The 16,105-nt window shown below is 45.8% G+C and carries 12 protein-coding genes; 4 read left to right on the top strand and 8 right to left on the bottom strand.

Annotated features, from left to right (window positions below; genetic code table 11):
• Window positions 1-121 precede the first annotated feature (121 nt).
• Window positions 122-1,990 (bottom strand): PAS domain-containing sensor histidine kinase, encoded by a 1,869-nt coding sequence (locus QUB77_RS02105; RefSeq protein WP_333173236.1) that lies wholly within the window; start codon window positions 1,988-1,990, stop codon window positions 122-124.
• 399 nt (window positions 1,991-2,389) lie between these two features.
• Here QUB77_RS02105 and QUB77_RS02100 point away from each other — a divergent pair, with 399 nt between their 5' ends.
• Both QUB77_RS02100 and QUB77_RS02095 read left to right on the top strand, forming a co-directional pair.
• The gene (locus tag QUB77_RS02100; protein ID WP_333057024.1) at window positions 2,390-3,109 is read left to right on the top strand and encodes a response regulator transcription factor; all 720 of its coding nucleotides are present in this window, start codon (window positions 2,390-2,392) and stop codon (window positions 3,107-3,109) included.
• 482 nt (window positions 3,110-3,591) lie between these two features.
• Window positions 3,592-5,244 carry an alpha-amylase family glycosyl hydrolase gene (locus QUB77_RS02095; RefSeq protein WP_333173232.1) on the top strand — a complete coding sequence of 551 codons (1,653 nt, stop codon included), beginning with the start codon at window positions 3,592-3,594 and terminating at the stop codon, window positions 5,242-5,244.
• A 103-nt stretch (window positions 5,245-5,347) separates the two neighbouring features.
• Here the strand turns inward: QUB77_RS02095 and QUB77_RS02090 are convergent, their stop codons facing one another.
• Window positions 5,348-7,981, bottom strand: a complete 2,634-nt coding sequence (locus QUB77_RS02090; RefSeq protein WP_333173229.1) for an EAL domain-containing protein — start codon at window positions 7,979-7,981, stop codon at window positions 5,348-5,350.
• 402 nt (window positions 7,982-8,383) lie between these two features.
• Entirely contained in the window at window positions 8,384-9,187 is an 804-nt protein-coding gene (locus tag QUB77_RS02085; protein ID WP_333173226.1) for a DUF2267 domain-containing protein, read from the bottom strand.
• Between the two features lie 547 nt (window positions 9,188-9,734).
• On the opposite strand from QUB77_RS02085, the gene QUB77_RS02080 reads away from it, so the two are divergent.
• Window positions 9,735-10,193: a response regulator gene (locus tag QUB77_RS02080; RefSeq protein WP_333173224.1), complete on the top strand. Its 459-nt coding sequence runs from the start codon at window positions 9,735-9,737 to the stop codon at window positions 10,191-10,193.
• Here QUB77_RS02080 and QUB77_RS02075 read toward each other — a convergent pair.
• The 3 genes from QUB77_RS02075 to QUB77_RS02065 all read right to left on the bottom strand — a co-directional run bounded on the left by QUB77_RS02075 (window position 10,162) and on the right by QUB77_RS02065 (window position 12,995).
• The gene (locus QUB77_RS02075; RefSeq protein WP_333173220.1) at window positions 10,162-10,578 is read right to left on the bottom strand and encodes a DUF2294 domain-containing protein; all 417 of its coding nucleotides are present in this window, start codon (window positions 10,576-10,578) and stop codon (window positions 10,162-10,164) included. The genes QUB77_RS02080 and QUB77_RS02075 overlap by 32 nt on opposite strands.
• Before the next feature lie 108 nt (window positions 10,579-10,686).
• Window positions 10,687-11,064: a BON domain-containing protein gene (locus QUB77_RS02070; RefSeq protein ID WP_333173219.1), complete on the bottom strand. Its 378-nt coding sequence runs from the start codon at window positions 11,062-11,064 to the stop codon at window positions 10,687-10,689.
• Between the two features lie 278 nt (window positions 11,065-11,342).
• The gene (locus QUB77_RS02065; RefSeq protein WP_333173216.1) at window positions 11,343-12,995 is read right to left on the bottom strand and encodes an alpha-amylase family glycosyl hydrolase; all 1,653 of its coding nucleotides are present in this window, start codon (window positions 12,993-12,995) and stop codon (window positions 11,343-11,345) included.
• 841 nt (window positions 12,996-13,836) lie between these two features.
• Between QUB77_RS02065 and QUB77_RS02060 the strand changes: the two genes are divergently transcribed.
• The gene (locus QUB77_RS02060; protein ID WP_333173213.1) at window positions 13,837-14,085 is read left to right on the top strand and encodes a hypothetical protein; all 249 of its coding nucleotides are present in this window, start codon (window positions 13,837-13,839) and stop codon (window positions 14,083-14,085) included.
• 161 nt (window positions 14,086-14,246) lie between these two features.
• Here QUB77_RS02060 and QUB77_RS02055 read toward each other — a convergent pair whose 3' ends face one another.
• Together QUB77_RS02055 and QUB77_RS02050 are read right to left on the bottom strand one after the other, a co-directional pair.
• The gene (locus QUB77_RS02055; protein WP_333173208.1) at window positions 14,247-15,092 is read right to left on the bottom strand and encodes a cyanophycinase; all 846 of its coding nucleotides are present in this window, start codon (window positions 15,090-15,092) and stop codon (window positions 14,247-14,249) included.
• 540 nt (window positions 15,093-15,632) lie between these two features.
• Complete coding sequence (locus QUB77_RS02050; protein ID WP_006632734.1) at window positions 15,633-15,830, bottom strand: hypothetical protein; 198 nt, start codon at window positions 15,828-15,830, stop codon at window positions 15,633-15,635.
• Between the last annotated feature and the right edge of the window lie 275 nt (window positions 15,831-16,105).

Genomic DNA, 16,105 nt, shown 5'->3' with positions numbered 1-16,105 from the left:
AGTAGGTAAAACCTTTTTTTGCTCTTACTCATATTTATTCTTTCGTGTCTTAGAGAGGGACGAAATTTTTTGTATGACCAGTTAAAATAGGCTCTGCTGAGAAATATAAAAAGGTCTTCAGTCAGCCAGTGAGTTTTTTAGGGTAAACTTTTCGCGGGAATTCCATCCGAAATATCGAACCTTTGTTGGGTTGACTTTCGGCAGTAATTGTACCGTCGATCATCTTGACTAAAGAAGCACAAATAGCTAGTCCTAAACCGGTGCCGGGATATTGGCGAGTTGTGCTTTGGTCGCCTTGATGGAACTTGTCGAAAATGTGGGGAATATCCTTTTCACAAATGCCGATTCCTGTATCCCGAACCATGATACTTAGCCGATCGCAATTTAATTCCCGCACCTCAATGTAAATGCTGCCCTCATGTGTGAATTTAACGGCGTTGGAAACCAGATTCACCAAAATTTGCCGCAGGCGTAACTTGTCATTAACTATCAACTGATCCTGCAAGCAGACGCTGACGGACAATGCCACGTTCTTATCGGTGGCTTGATTTCCGAATTCCCGCGCGACATCCATTACTAAATGCGCTAAATTAAATTTTTCAATTTTTAATTCTGTGCGACCACTCTCGATTTTGGAGAGGTCGAGAATATCGTTAATCAGCATTAGCAGAGTTTTGCCGTTATGTAAAATGCGCCCCACCATCTCTGTTTGCTGGGCGGTCAGCAGTTGTTTATGCTGGCGCAGCAGCAATTGGGAAAAGCCGATAATCGAATTCATGGGAGTTCGCAATTCGTGGGACATAATGCCCAAAAATTGCGATTTTAACTTGGTGGCTTCTAGCAGTTGCAATTTTTGCTGTTGAATGCGTCGCCCCTGCTTTTCTAGTTCTTCCTGCTGGCGAATTAGCAGCTCGTTTTGCAAGTCTAAAAGCTGTTCCTGCTTTTTTAATTTTTCGATCGCCAGCGCGTTGTTAATCGCGATCGCAGCTTGTTTTCCCATCACCGCCAGCAGTTGCTGAGTATGGGCGTTAATCGCCCTGCTGTCTTTGCCGTTGCCGATGGCCAACACACCCAAACGCCCGCTTGGCCCCGACTCGATCGCCGCAGCACAGGCCGCCGCCGGCAGCCAGCCGTCACCGCACTCCGACCGCCACAGTACAGACTCTCCCGTCGCAAATGCTTTCCACAGCAGCTTGTTTTGCACGTGCGGGGTTTTGCCCTCACGAAAGTTGTCCGTGCCCCCGACAGCGCTGACTTTGAGGCCGCTGCAATCGTACTCCAGGAGAGCAACTAGGCAAAATTCCGCTCCTGCGATCGCCTCTACAGTCGCATCCGCAATGCCTTGCAACAACTGGCACAAGCTACCCGCGCGCTGGCTTAACAGATTTGTAAATCGATCGATCGCGTGCAACTCGTGTTCCCCGTCCCGTACCGTCCGGGCTTCACACCAATGTTTTACTGTAAAATTGTTTTTCGAGGGCACACGATCGGGTAAAAATTCAGGTTCTGCTTGGGGTTCGGCTGGAGTTTTTTGGATGGCGTCGATTTCGGTGTAGGTTCCCGCCCACTCCAAAACTTCCTGACTGTCTACATTAGCGGGCGTTCCTCTGGCCAGGTTCCAGCGGTAAATGCCCTCTCGCGTCTGCAGACGAAATAGAATTTCGTAGCTTGGCGGCGGGAAATCAGAAATGTGCGATCTCGCCAATAGACGAGGACGGTCTTCTGGGTGGACCTGCGCCAGATAGCCGAAACCCAAAGCTGCTGCTGCTGGTACGCCCGTGTACTCCTCCCAGCGCTGACAGAAATAAGTCGCCCAGCCGTCGGCCTTTGTTTTCCAAACTATGTGAGGAATTGCCGACCGCAGGCGATCGTCCTGAGTTTCACAATCGCCAACTTGCGGTTGGGGGGATGTTATTTCAGATACTTTGTGTAAGATTTCAGAGTCGGAAAACTCCGACTGAAAAGACTTATTGCGGTCATACTGAGTCATAACAGGTTATATAAATAAGCATTGGACTTGAGCCCTAACACCGGCTAAAGACTCGTGCTGCTAGCTTTATTGATTTTGACGTGCCAAGTGCATCAAAATTTTTTATACTTTAAATTTATCTGGGTAGTGATATCTTTACCTCTATCAACGGGCGGACAATGAGATAATTCAGTTAAACTGTTAAAACATTGAGAGCTTACCTGTCCCGAGGAAGGCTCGTGCAGGCATCGCCGCAAAATAACTTAAAAATTAACTTGCATTCTTGGCGGCTGCATGAGTATGCTTAAAAATGATGTGCAGCCTGTAAAACCCTAAATCAGGACACATTCTCAAATTTACTCAGTTTAGCTGAGTCAGTTGACGATATTTTAAAAGTTTAGCGGACTATTTGGAAGAAAGATGAGTAAAATTCGCGTTGCTTTGGTAGAAGACCATGACCTGACAAGAGTCGGCATCCGCACAGCTTTACAACAGCGTGACACCATAGAAGTTGTTGGCGATGCAGCTAACGCTACAGAGGGATTGAAACTGCTTCAGTCTTCAAAACCTGACGTGGCAATTGTAGATATTGGGTTGCCGGATTTTGATGGCATTGAACTTACACAAAAGTTCAAAAAATCGGTAGCGGAGTCCGATCCCGATACAAAAATTTTGATTCTGACTTTTCAGGACAATGAAGAAGAAGTTCTGGCAGCTTTTGCCGCTGGAGCTGACTCTTACTGCATGAAAGATATTAGCTTCGATCAGTTATTAGATGTAGTAAAAGTAACTCACGAAGGTAATTCTTGGATCGATCCGGCGATCGCCCGTATCGTCCTGAAACAAGCTCGCACTCAGGAACCTGCGCCGGAAGAACCGAAGGCTGAGGGCAAAAGAGTCACAATTAAGGCGGCTGAACCGGAGTTTAGTCACATCATTGAGACTTACCCTTTAACCGAACGAGAGTTAGAGGTTTTGGAACTAATCGTGCAGGGTTACAGCAATGCTGCAATCGCCGAAAAGCTTTACATTACTGTCGGTACAGTCAAGACTCACGTCCGCAATATTTTGAACAAGTTGTGCGCTGATGACCGCACTCAGGCTGCCGTTCTTGCCCTGCGTTCTGGCTTGGTTGGATGAAGCCTTATTATCAGGCAAAATCAAGTTAAAAGTAGGGTGCGCAGTGCGCACCTTACGGCCACTCTTGTAGGGTGCGCACTGCGCACCGACTAACTAATTATTGCCGCTCTGGTAGGGTACGCAGTGCGTACCAGTTGGTTAATGTTGGGTATTAAAAAATAATATAATTTAAGTCCGCATCTATCCCAGTACAGATATTTTTTTAATCTTCTAACCAGTAAATCTACCTTAAGGTAGATGTTAAAAAAACATCTAATTACTAATACTTATTGTTGAGCGAGCCCCAGTTAGATAAATTTCGCTCGCACTGCCAATATTGCGCGAGATCAATTCAGAAAAGGCGCAGGCAGAGGGAAGAATAACATACTTTTAGGAATACTTAAGTCTTAAAGAAATTATATCCGCAGAGCGATGCTGAGTTCGCTTAAATTTGCGAAATTAAAAGTATCAACTGCTACTGAAATATTTTAGAAAGAGGTATTATGGCCGCCCCAATTGAATTCAAGTTATTTGCTCCCTATAACAAAGGAGCTGCCTTGATTGGCTCTTTTTCTAATTGGGAAGAGATTCCGATGGAAAAGGACGAAGAGGGTTATTTCCGCACGCGAGTTGAGTTGGAGGATGGCGTTTATCAATACAAATTTCGCGTTCAGTCGAAAAGCTGGTTTCTGGAAGCAGATCAGTGGGTAGATATAGTCGATCCCTACGCGACTGACATCGACGATCCTACTCAAAACGGCCTTGTTCGGATCAAAGATGGCGATCGCATTATCGATACCTACGTCTGGAGACACGACGATAAACCGCTACCGGCCGATCGGGAATTAGTGATTTACGAAATGCACGTTGCTGACTTTTCCGGCGGGGAAGATGATCCCTTCGCCCGCGGCAAGTACAAGCACGTTGTCGAAAAACTCGATTACCTAGTCGAACTCGGCGTCAACGCGATCGAACTCATGCCCCTCAAAGAATACCCAGGCGACTACAGTTGGGGCTACAACCCCCGCTACTTCTTCGCTGCCGAGTCCAGCTACGGAACCACAGAAGAACTCAAAAACCTGATAGACGAGTGTCACGGGCGCGGCATTCGCGTCATCATCGACGGGATTTACAACCACTCGGAAGCATCGAGCCCCCTCACTCAAATCGATCACGATTATTGGTATCACCACGAACCCCGCGATCCAGACAACAATTGGGGCCCGGAATTTAACTACGAATTCTACGACGAAAACTTAGACACTTACCCGGCCCGCAGATTTGCTGGCGATACAGTCCGCTTCTGGATTCAAGAATATCATCTCGACGGCATTCGTTTCGACGCAGCGCGACAAATTGCTAACTACGATTTCATGCACTGGGTAGTTCAAGAAGCCAAAAATGTCGCCGGTCCCAAACCGTTTTATACCGTTGCCGAATACATTCCCGAAAATCCCAGCATCACCAATTTAGACGGGCCGATGGACGGCTGCTGGCACGACAGTTTCTATCATTCCATAATTCCACAACTCTGCGGGGACAATTTTGATTTAGAACGGCTCAAAGAGGTAATCGACTGCAAGCGGCAAGGTTTCTTGGGTGCTACGAATGTAGTCAATTATTTGAGCAATCACGACCACGATCGCGTTTTTGCCGAATTGGGCGAGCGCGGCATTTTGGATGAAGCAGCATTCAAGCGGGCGAAGTTGGGAACCGTGCTGTTAATGACAGCAGTTGGCGTGCCGCTGATTTGGATGGGCGAAGAATTTGGCGAATACAAAGCCAAAACAATTGAGCAAGCTAAAATTGACTGGACGCTGCTAGGAAATGACCTGAATAAAGGTTTGTGGGAATACTACAAAGGCTTGATTCACCTGCGTAAAAATAACCAAGCACTTTACACAGAAAACATCGACTTTTTCCACGAAGACCCCGACTCGAAAGTTTTTGCTTACACTCGCTGGAACGATGAAGGTTCGAGAGTGGTAGTAGTGGCGAATATGTCGGAAAATTATCTAGCAGGTTACAGCGTTCCCCACTTCCCGGCAAACGGAACTTGGCACGAATGGACAGGTAATTATGATATTGAATCTGGGGATGACAATATTATGATTGACTTGCCGGAATACGAAGCTAAAGTGTTTGTTTGGCAGTAACTTGTCCTATCGATTCCGGTTGCACTCCTTATCATTGTTGACTGTTGACTGTTCACTGTGAGTCAACAGTCAACAATCACGGACGGTGCAACCGGAATCGATATTATTTCCCACATTGATTTTCTAAGCACAATTGGGTCATAGCCGCCGCCGGTATGGGTTTGCTAAAGAAGTAACCCTGACCCATATCGCAGTGATGCGAGTGCAAAAACGCCAACTGTTCTGCTGTTTCCACTCCCTCAGCAATCACCTGTAAATTCAGGCCCTGTCCCAAGGCGATCGCCAGTTTCACAATAGTAGCACCGCTGCTGCCTGTCACCAAGTCGGCCACGAAAGATTTGTCTATTTTTAAATGATTGAGGGGAAAGTTTTTCAGAGACCACAGCGAAGAATAACCGGTTCCAAAATCGTCCAGAGAAATGTGAATTCCCATGTCCTGCAACTGCTGCAATACCGACACGGTAAAGCTCACATCTGTCATGGCAATGCTTTCGGTAATTTCTATTTCTAAATATTCGGGATTTAACTGGGTTTCTGATAAAATTTCAGCGATGATTTGTACTGTGTGAGGTTGCAGAAACTGGCGGGCTGATAAATTCACCGCTATCCGCATCGGCGGCAATCCCAGTAACTGCCACGCTCGATTTTGCAAGCAAGCAGTCCGCATCACCCATTCGTCAATTTGGCAGATTAATCCTGTTTCCTCAGCTAAGGGAATAAATCGATCGGGAGAAATCAAACCGCGTTCGGGATGCTGCCAGCGAATCAGAGCTTCCATGCCGACTATTTTACCAGTCTTTAAGTTTATTTGCGGTTGATAGTACAGGACAAACTCAGATTTTTTTAGAGCTTTGTAAAGATGATTTTCTAAGTTAAGATCCTCGGAGACTTTACTGCCGATCGCCTGCGTATAAAACTGATAATTATTGCGACCTTTCTGTTTAGCTTTATACATCGCAGCATCAGCATTTTTTAGCAAAGTTTCTGCATCTTCTCCATCGTAAGGAGCCAAAGCAATTCCCAAGCTAGCCTTAGTATAAAGTTCCAGACCCTCAAAATCAAAAGGACTACTTAAACTCTGGATAATTTGCTGGCAAATCTTAGTTGCTTCCTCCGGGGTGTTGATATTGTAAAGCAGCACAGTAAATTCATCTCCGCCCCAACGAGCCATCGAATCCCCCACGCGCAAACAGTGAGTCAAACGCCGAGATACACTTTGCAGCAACAAATCGCCCACTGGATGACCGAGAGTATCGTTAATATTTTTAAATCTATCTAAATCTAGAAAGATTACGGCCAGCATTTCTCCATTTTGGTGGGCGCTAGCTAAAGCTAAAGACAGCCTTTCATTAAACAGTAATCTATTAGGTAAACCGGTTAATGGGTCGTGAGAAGCTTGATGTCGGATCATCGCCTCAACGCGCCTCTGCATTGCAGCCATGTACAGGTGAGTTCCTAAAGATTGTGCTAGCTTCTGTTCTTCGCTAGTCCACTTTTGAGCTTCGCCTGTTTTGATTTCTTTCCAAGCTGCAAAGGATTGTCGGGGACGATCGTTCCGGGCGTCCGAACTGCAACGGCCCGCCCACAAAATTTCGGTTTGTATGGGGCTGCGAAAAACGGTGAGACAGCCGATGCACTGTTGGCGGTATTGCAGCGGTACTGCCAAAAATGATCGAATGGAAGCTGCGACTAAATTGGCAGATACAGATTTAAGTTGAGGTTCTTTAGAAATATCGGAAATTGCGTACAAGTGCGGTACGATAAAAGTGGAAACATTGCTGTCAATTGAACTGTAATGATGGGAATAGAGATTTTCAACAATACCTAATTGGCTAGTATGATTAGCAGTTTGTGCTCGATCGCCTTGGTTTTCAAACCCCATGATCTGCTGCCAAAACGGGCTGAGTTCAAGGTCAATGTCCGCGGGCTGCTGGCCACAGGTATAAAGCAAAGCAGGTCGATCGCCAAACTCGGCCGCAAGGTAGAGTCGCCCTCCCGAACCATGCAAATGCTTGACTGTTTGTTCGAGAACTGCTTTCCGAATTTCGTTGAGTTCCAGAGGAGAATGCAGCAAACTGGTAATTTGGTTGATAACGGCTTCGTCACGCGCTTGCTGTCTAGCTTGAGTCAGCAGAAAAGATTGGGCGATCGCAATTGAAAGTTGATCCACAAGCAACTGCACCATTTTCAATTCTCGATCGCTAAATCGTTTCGGTTGGCTGTGGTGAGACACCAACAGCCCCCAAAGCTGATTTTGATGCACAATCGGCACCGTCAGAGAAGAACGTGCCCCCATCGCCTTCAGATATTCAGCGTGACAGGGGTCTACAGGACTATAGCTAATATCTTCAACTGCTAAAGTTTTGCCGGTTTCGGGACAATCTAACCGATTAATTGTTTGATGCTTCAATTCCACATCTACAATTACTCGCTGCCGCGCTTTGAGAAACATTTCCCGAGCACTTTGGGGAATGTCGCCTGGTGGAAAGCGCAAACCCAGCATAGAGGGCAACTTGTCGCCGTTGATGGACTCAGCAATAACCTCACCGCTACCGTCGGCCTCAAAGCGATAAACTTTTACTCGATCGCTATCTAAAAAGCTGCGGATTTCTCGCGCAGTTGTCGTCAAAATCTCTTGAAGTTCTAAAGAGTTGCGGATGCGATTGGTAATTCGATTGAGTAAAATCTCTTGTTTTAAAGTCGATCGTGACATTTGTCTAACTTTGGTGCGGGTCATGCCTTTTGATCTCCCGGGCTGTTGACAGCATTTTTGCGAGCCACAGTCTTAACTTGCCCTGTATTATACATTACAACACTTTCGCTCCGTCTAGGGGCTTGACCCAACCCAAGAGCGAGTAACTCGGTTTCTGGAGATATTTCGGCTTTTTAGACAAATTTGGGTGATTAACCGGGTTTTTTACCGCACTTACAAGGCAAGGAAAGAACGATCTGACAAGTAGTGAGGACGAAAGTCCGATCGAGTTCGATCGGGACTCAAGTTCTTACTACAAAACAATTGCAGAGTTACAAGGCAAGAGATCAAGAGAAACCGGGCTGATGAACCAGCATTCTGGCTCAAGAGCGCAGAATGCTGGGTCGTCAACCCGGCTGGTAAGTATTTATACCTGGAAATATGGCGTTAAGCCGACTCCCAAATTCCCCGAATTCTATCGGGCAAAAAGCCAGCTATTTCCTGAATTCGCTCCTCGGACAGCTCATCCTTCGTGGCAGAAAATACAGCCGCGATCGCAGTTTCCGGTTTTACTCCCGAAGGAAGTGAGCCTTCTAGTTCCACCCTCCGTGCAAACAAATTGCCATCGATCCCCGCAGGTGCAGGCGGGCCGGTCAAAGGCTGACGTATGCGGCTGAGCAATCCCACCAGCGGATTTGTATCTTTCCAGAGGTCTGCTATTTCTTGTTGCAGGGTTTTGTCATCCGTAGGCAAAACTTCTTTGTGCAATTCAGATTCCACGTGCTCGATGGCATCTTTTGTCATCACATCGCGCATGACCCGGTACACTACTTCGGTAATGTCGCGGGCATCAAAAATATCCTCCAAGTGACCGTTTACCATCACTTTTTCCAAAAACGGCATATCCTTTGAAGCGATAGGAACTGCCGATCCTTCCTGGTGGAGCGATGTCGGAGGATTCGTCTCCATTTTGTGTAACAGTTTGCGACCTTTTTCTGTTAACTCAGCTTCTTGAAATGCGACTAAAGGCGGCAATACCTCAGTTCCTCCATAAGGCTCGCCACTAAACTGAGCTTTGATAAATTCTCTTTGGTTGAGGTAGTCCAAATGACCGAGCAATTCCGCTTCCGCCACCGGGTGACCGACGTATTCTTCCGCTGCGTTCCTAATTTCCGACTCTCCCTTGCCGTTGCCGCTGCCAATCTTTTTGAGCAAAATGTAAGTCAGGTCGTCTCTGATTGGAATTGTCATTAAAACCTCCTAGGTTAATATCCGGTAAAGCTCATGTAAAAACTGAATTTTTTTACTGGCTTAAATTGTGATGATTACTACTTAAAAACATTGAAGTCTAAAGTAGAGTAATCAAGTATCTCTCAGCAGGTGGAAGTTAGGAAAATTAAGTTTCCGTTAGAATCTTCCTTTAGGTAGATCCACGTATTGGCACCCACATCTAATGTGGTTAATATCCTAAAAAGCTGTCGCCACTATTGAATGCTATTAAGCGAGGATGCTTTATTGGTAAGACTTTTCATAGTTATTGCGTAGTTTTACCAAGGCTGACGCACCAAGAGCGCCTCTGTTTGTAATTGGCGCTAGGAGAGGTAGAATTAAGCAGATGCTATCGGGTTAATCAACTGCGGTCGTTTCGCCCGCAGCTTGTAGCGATATTGTATCCCCTTAGACCAAAAATGGGTCATCGGAAAGCTACAACAAATACGAGCCAATCTGTTTCAAGTGCCGCAGCGCCACTTGAAGAATGCCTCGGAGACAACTTTTTTGATCGTTTCGATCGGCATTTATGAACTACCCTCATTGGAACAATAAATTGGAATCCTCGTCTTTCACTAGCGCTCAACCCCCGGTTGACAAGCGCCCTTTAGTGCTGGCTGTAGACGACAATCCGGACAACTTAGAACTGCTGACACAAATACTCGATTTATTCGGCTGCGACTGCGTGGGAGCAGTTGACGGGTACGCAGCTATTTCAGCAGCGGTCGATCGACTTCCCGACCTAATCGTACTCGACATTTGCCTGCCGGATATAGACGGTATCGAAGTAGTAAAGCGCGTCAAACAAAACCCCGAAATCAGACATATTCCGATTGTTGCTGTCACAGCACTAGCAAAACCCGAAGACCGCGCTCGAATTCTCCAAGCCGGCTGCGTGGAATACCTTTCCAAACCTTTTAACATCAAAGATTTAGAAACAGTTATCCGCCAGCATCTCAACTCTCAAATGGTTTTGGTTGAGTTTTAGATTTATAATTAGAATCACGAACTTGAGGTGCAGAGTCCAAAATTGCGATCGTTCCAGTGCGGCCCGTCTCCAAGGTCGCATCGCGGAGCAAATCAACGACTCCCACGCCCAAAACCTTTTGGATTAATTCTTTCAGTGGCAATTCCAGAACTGATTCTAATTGTGTCCGCACCTGCAACGCCAAATCTTGCTGACCGTTCTGAGCTAGCAGTTTTTCGGGTTGAGTCAGCCCATTTTCGACAACTATTATCAATTTGTTATCCAAAAGATTGCAGAGCGCCTGACTCGTTGGGTGTCCGAGTTGAGAGCGGTACAAAGCTTGAATTCCCTGCGAAAGAGTCCGTTCTAATTTCCCGCGAGTAGGTTCTAAGGTTTCCCCTGTCATATTTTTTATTGAAACCATGAGAGATAAAAAAGACAGTTAGGAGTTAACATTTAGCAGTTAAGTTAACTGTTAACTCCTCACTGCTAGCTATTAGAAATAATCGTCGCGTTATCCGACAGTAACTTCATTAGTTTCCACCCCAGTTGCACCCTTAACACCTTTAGCAATTGTCACCAACTTGTTGACAATTTCCTGACTGGGAACTGTACCTTTGAGAACCACCGTAGTGCCAAGTTGAGCCACATAAACAGTGTCAATATCCGCAACATCTGGATTTGCATCGAAAGCCTGAGCCACCCGTTTAGCTAAACCGCTTTGATCGTATTCTCCATTCAAGCCCATGCGTTCCGGCGGGATTGTCTGAGCGCTCGCAGCAGGTTGAGCTTGAGCTTGAGATTGAGCTACAGGCGCTTGGTAAGCAGGAGCGTCAACTGTTTCTTGATTTTCAAGTTTTTCTAAACCAAACAATCTTTTTAGCCAGCCCATAGAGTTTGTCCTCCGACAAAGTTTGTGTTAATTGACGTGTTAATTGACGTGTTAATTCACGGTTGGCAAGTCGCCCTGTAATTGTTATTCTCAATACCAGGAATTACGATCGCACTCTTGGATGCAGAAACCGAGTTTTTTTTACTAAAAAGTATCGTTACAGCCATCCACCTAGGTAAAAAACCCCAGTTTGTTGAGTTTGGAGCGCCCATCCTAAATACAATTTACTGTTGTACAACTGTGCCGATCATCTGCCTGCAGACATAATTCTTCCGCTCTCAAACAAATACTTGCGCTGACCATTCTGGCAAATCAAACTTAAACCCTTCTTCCCCAACTTCTACTATTTTGTTAGACATCCACTCGTGCCAAGTTCCCGCCGGAAACTTAGGAATGCTGTTACCAGATAGATAAGTATCCGAAAAATTAGCGACAACTACTGCTCGCGTTCCCTCATCGCTCCAGCGATAGTAAGCCAGCACTTTGGCTTCGGGATTTTCGTGGATGAATTCAATATTTTCGGTATAAAGTGCCGGCAAATGTTGCCGCAGCCGAATCACGTGTTTGTAGTATTCCAACAACTCATGATTGGGCTGATTTTTCAACAAAGACCATTGTAGTTTATTCGGCTGGTTGGGAGTTTGTCCAGTGGATTGTCCAAACTCTTCGCCCATCCACAGCATCGGTATTCCTACTGCTGTCACTAACAAAACCGCTCCCAATTTAGCGCGTTTAAAAGCAGCTTCTCGATCGATATCGCGAAAGCTGGCTTCGGCCAGCAAGTGGTCACGGTCGTGACTGGCTAAATAATTGATCACATTAGTTGTGGTTTGATAGCCTTGTTGTTTGGGTTCTAGAACTTGCTTGAGCTTTTCCATATCGAAAGTCTTCCCCGCCAGATTTTCTATGGCAAAAATGCGAAAACTTTCGTGCCAGCACCCGTCCATCGGCCCGTCTGCTGCGACGAGTTCGGGAAGTTCGGGAATGTGTTCTGCTATGTTGTAAAATGGCTTGTTACCGGCGGTTTTTTTCGCTTCACGAGTTATCCAGTGTAGGAAATCTCGATTGTCCAACTGCCGCACGGCATCGTAGCGAATGCCGTCGATATGATATTCTTGAATCCAGAAATTAACGACATCGCCGATGAATTTCCAAGCGGGACGAATGTCTAGTTTGGGGTCGAAGTTTTCGTAGTTAAACTCCGGGCCCCAGTAGTTAGCGGGATCTTCGGGATAGTGTTTGTCGCGGTAGTACCAATAATTGCGATCGATTAGCAATAAGGGACATTCTTCATCGCAGTGGTTATAAATCCCGTCCAGAATCACCCGAATGCCCCGTCCGTGGCACTCGTCAATCAATTGCTTCAAATCTGCGGTTGCACCGTAGCTGGACTCTACGGCAAAGAAATCGCGGACTTTGTAGCCCCAGCTATAATCGCCCGGATATTCATTAACTGGCATTAGTTCGATCGCATTGATCCCCAAATCGCACAGATAATCTAATTTTTCCCTCACCTGCTGGAATTTACTGCAACTGTCGGAACCATCGGACTCGGAAAAATCAGCAACGTGCAGTTCGTAAACGACTAATTCTTCATTATTAGGGAGTTCTTTGTCGTCGTGCTGCCAAACATAGGTATCAATAATTCGCGCGCCTGCTTTGATGCGAACTGTACTTGTATTAGTAGTGCGGTCAATTTCAGTAGCGTAGGGGTCATTGACTTCTACCCATTCGTCCGGTTCATAACAGGGACTTTGCGACTGAACTCGGAATTTGTATTGATACTTACCGTCTTCTAACTTAATGTTAGTGCGGAAATAGCCTGTATCATCTTTTTCTAAGGGAATTTCTTCCCATTGGGAAAACGAGCCGAGCAGTGTAGCTGCTTTGTTGTTGGGAGCGAAGAGTTTGAATTCAATTGCAGCGGCCATGAATACCTTGTTTTCAGAACTTATAAGTTTGATTAGTATTGATTTTTACAATTTGGTAGATCTGTCGCCATCGTTCTTAAGAGTTAAACCTCTAACTCTTATGTTGTAAGGTACTTGGGGGCGCAGCCGGAAGATTTAGTAGTGCGAACCCTAGCGATTGAGTAAGGTGCACCCCTAGGCACCCGGAAACCAGATTTTAATCAAAAATGTAGTGAAAGTAACTAAAAATTATTAAACGCTGTTTATGAACAATAGTGCGGACTGTTTTGAGTTCGTAGTCTGAAAGCCTTGATTTTCCGTTGATAGCTTGATTGCCTTAGAGCCTTGAAACCCTTATTCTACGGTTGGCTATCAAAAACTGTCCCAAGTATTGTATGAAAAGTAATTTAACTTTTGATAACTAGATAAATCGTGGTGAAAATTTAACATTTGTAACTAAAGAAACATTTTTTCGCTGGCAGGAATAATACCGTAGAAAGATGTCATTTTATGCGGAAACAGCGAGGATGAGCGTGTAATTATAAGGCAAGGGAAACCAGAAAGATGAATCCTTTATTCAACTGGGTTTTCCTGGGACTTTAAGCCAAGTTTCAGCCGAGAATAGCAATGATTATTTTTGCTTATGTCTTGGCAGCACTTGTTTTATAGTTTTTGACTGGCAAACTTTGTAGAATCAAAATCAGCTTTAACGACTGCTGCTACCTCAGTAATTGGTAATCGGTGAAAATCTCATTCGTCCCTGTTACCCGTTAGATATTCCGAGCAGTAGCTCTAAGGCTCTAAAAGTTTAATGTGGGATGTTGGCGAATTACCGTTACTGTAAAACTCTGGAGTGTTAAAAATGCTAAAACAAATGTGTTGGTTGCCCAGACTCGGAGGCAAGGAAGAAAAGATATTGCACTTACGCACCGATGCCCGTCAGGGGTGGCGGCCTTATACAGCTTTTCCGCAGTTGGCTGTATCCGACTACCGGGAACCGGGCGGTTCTAAGGGATGGGCAACATTTCAGAAGCTGAGAACTCAAGGGTGGAATTTAATATCGACCGCAGAAGGGCAGCAGTCGATTTTTGGCGAACAGAAAAGTGCTTAAAAAACCCGAAACCGCAGCAATAAAAGAAGAGGAAAAATCCTCTTCTTTTTATTAGTTTTGGAGACAGAAACTGGGTTTTTCATCCTCATACTTCGTTGAAGCGGTAAGGTGCGCAGTGCGCACCCTACATAATTTGGAGATGTTTGCCAGTTGCAAGTAAATTAGGCGATCGCCGTTTCTCTCTCGGCTGTATTTGCTACGTTATCCAGCACCGGCTGGCGAGTTTTCAAGTTAAACCGGTATCCGTGGGGGAGGATGTGCAACTTAGCCCCGCAAATCGCCAAAGCCTCATCCTTCAAAAGTCCATCTAGATTGTCGTGGAGTTTTTCCGACTCGTCGATGACAGTTACAGCGCTTTCGCCAATCACTTCCAACTCGTCACCGCTGACTAAAATAGCTGTATTTTCGTCAATACCAAATCCCAACACGGCAGGTTGCAGTAAGAGTGCCGAAACTAAGCGTCCCAGACGACCTCGCTGGGCGAAATGCTGGTCGATCACAACTCCTGGAAGGAAGCCCATTCCCGGGCCCATTGCTACCACATCAACGCGGGGATTTGTCTCTGAGTCTCCTTCAATAATCATCATGTCTGGCATCATTGCCGCGCCGGCACTGGTGCCACCAATGATAATCCCTTCAGAGAAGCGTTTGTGCATAGCTGCGTCGAGTTTTGTGTCTTTCAAGCAGCTAATAATCCGCGCTTGATCTCCGCCGGTAAAGAATATGCCAGTGGCTTGTTCGATCGCTTCTAAATAATCTGGATCGCTGGCATCTTCGGGTCTCTGGGTGTCAACAACTCGCACATCTTCAGCGCCTAGTCGCTCAAACACTCGGATATAATTATCTCCTACTTCTCCCGGCAGGCTTGTTGCAGCGGTCATCACTACAATGCGGGCTTTAGTGCCTCCGGCGCAGCGCAAGAATTCCCGCAGAATTTTGCAGTCCCCCTCTTTGTCTTCCGCGCCACCAATAATTAGCAACTTCCCCTGAACTTCGTTGCTCGCCATAATATCTCCACTGTTAATTTATTTAATTTCACTAAAACACAAACTTCTTTTTTCCGAAAACTGCCCAAAGGTATATATAGATACCAAAAACATTTCAGACTCCTACCCCTCTAGGACGCACACAGATCCAGCTTTCTGGTTGTTTTTTACTCTTGCTCCGGGCTGTAACGATGGTTTTGTAAACAGTCCAGGAGGGACTAGACTAAAGAAACCGGGAATAGGAACGAAAATTCTACGTTTGAACGGAAAAACTTAACTCAGAAACCCCGGTTTTTGAGAGAGCTTTGGCGTCCGCGACTGATAAAAAAAACCGATTTCTGCGTCTAGAACTATCTATTTAACTCATCCTCGACGATCGACAAAAGAAACTTACCCCCCCTAACCGGAGATAGGAGGGGTCAAGAAATGAGCTTAAATTACAGGACCCACGCGCGCGGGGCGATCAATCCGGTTTCTGACCAGATTCTTCGCTAATCCTCCTCGGATTGCTCGTAGAAATCGGATTGATGAGCGTCAGTCCTCAATGAGTCCGATCGCCCGTTAGTGCGATCGCTCGATCAAATTGCTCAATATGGTACTCGCCCGTTCTAAAGGCAGGTGTCTGGGTTTGCCGTTCCAGACAATCTGATATTCGTTGCTGTTTTGACCGTCGCCGTAGCCAGAAATTAGCTTCCGGTGAAAGGCTTCCTCAGCTAAGTGGTGAACTTTGTCCCTGAGAGCAGTTTGTGCGATTTTCATAATTTGCTGCCTCTTAAATTTTCTTTCACTGTCATAAACAATTATAAGTACACAGTGTACCTCTCAAAAGTTATAGCTTTTTTCGGGAGGGGGGAAAGAAGTAGTCATTAGTTATAAGTGCTTAGTCATCAATGCTTAGTTATCAATGCTTAGTCAGATCTTGAAGGAAGAAGGCATATTTTCCCACTCTCACCCTCTCCCCCTCTCCCCATCTCCCCTACTCTCCGACTCCCCCTCTGTGGCAATACTGAAGGCAGAATTGGTCGGAGTATTTG

It is taken from the genome of Microcoleus sp. AT9b-C3 (genome assembly GCF_036705485.1).
GTDB lineage: Bacteria > Cyanobacteriota > Cyanobacteriia > Cyanobacteriales > Microcoleaceae > Microcoleus.
The sequence above is the reverse complement of the archived record's forward strand: the minus strand, read 5'-3'. Positions and strand labels throughout refer to the sequence as shown.